Source organism: Mycobacterium sp. AT1, assembly GCF_002043095.1.
Classification (GTDB): domain Bacteria; phylum Actinomycetota; class Actinomycetes; order Mycobacteriales; family Mycobacteriaceae; genus Mycobacterium.
In genome coordinates this window covers 1-1,034 of sequence record NZ_MVOC01000128.1, presented here as the reverse complement: position 1 = coordinate 1,034, position 1,034 = coordinate 1, and the positions used below count along the sequence as shown (strand labels likewise).

Below are 1,034 nucleotides of genomic sequence, written 5' to 3'. Positions count from 1 at the left end.
CGTTCGGCGACCAGTCCGCCGTCGTACAGCAATCGGGCGGCGGCGAGGAACGCCGAGAGGTCGATTTCCCGAATCACCGCGCCGTGCGCCTCGAGTCGGGCCCTGGCGGCGCCGAATGCCTCCTGCCAGTGCTCCGAAAGGCCGGGAAGTTCCCGGGGCACGGCGACCGTCGGGATCTCCGGCGCGGCCAGTGGCGCATCGGGCGGAAACGGGCGCGCCGCACCGGCGATCACGCCCATCGCGGCATTCGCGGTGTCCAAATCCCTCGCGAACACCGTCACGCAGTCGTAGGACCGACAGGCGGGGACGACCCCGTCGGTCGGCACGACGCCGTAGGTGGGCTTGATGCCGACGATGCCCTGCAGCGCCGCGGGCACCCGGCCCGAGCCTGCGGTGTCGGTGCCGAGGGCCACGTCGACGAGACCAAGGGCAACCGCGACGGCAGACCCCGAGCTCGACCCACCCGAGATTCGGTCGGGCCGCCGCGAATCGCGAACGGCGCCATGGGGACTGCGCGTGCCGACCAGACCGGTGGCGAACTGGTCGAGATTGGTCGCGCCGATCACCACCGCGCCCGCGGCACGCAACCTGGCGACGACCGCGGCGTCGTCGGTCGCGGGTGTCGTCGCGAACGACGGACAGCCCGCGGTGGTGGCCAGGCCCGCCACGTCGACGTTCCCCGCCACGTCGACGTTGTTCTTCACCGCGGCGGTGAGGCCGGCGAGCGGAAGATCCGCGCCGGCGGCGACTGCCGCGTCGACGGTTTCGGCGTCGACGAGGGCATCGGCCATGGGGCGCAGGAAGATCCACACCTCCGGCCTGTCGGCCGCCTCGATCGCGGCGTAGGCCGCCCGAACCCGTTCTACCGAAGTGGTCATGCCGGCACTCCCGTCACCGTAGTTTCGACCGGAGACTGGGCTCCCACGACGACCAGCGGGGTTCCCGGGTCGACCTGATTTCCCGCCTCGACAAGCACGCGCGTGACGATCCCGTCTGCGGGCGCGGTCAGTACGGTCTCCATCTTCATCGCCTCC

2 protein-coding genes are annotated in these 1,034 nt (G+C 71.6%); both read right to left on the bottom strand.

The window, feature by feature from the left end:
• A partial coding sequence (locus tag B1790_RS34010; RefSeq protein ID WP_255407322.1) for an amidase family protein occupies nucleotides 1-878 on the bottom strand: 878 nt, incomplete at its 3' end.
• Nucleotides 875-1,021, bottom strand: a complete 147-nt coding sequence (locus B1790_RS34005) for a biotin/lipoyl-containing protein (RefSeq protein WP_233165451.1) — start codon at nucleotides 1,019-1,021, stop codon at nucleotides 875-877. The genes B1790_RS34010 and B1790_RS34005, both read right to left, overlap by 4 nt.
• Between the last annotated feature and the right edge of the window lie 13 nt (nucleotides 1,022-1,034).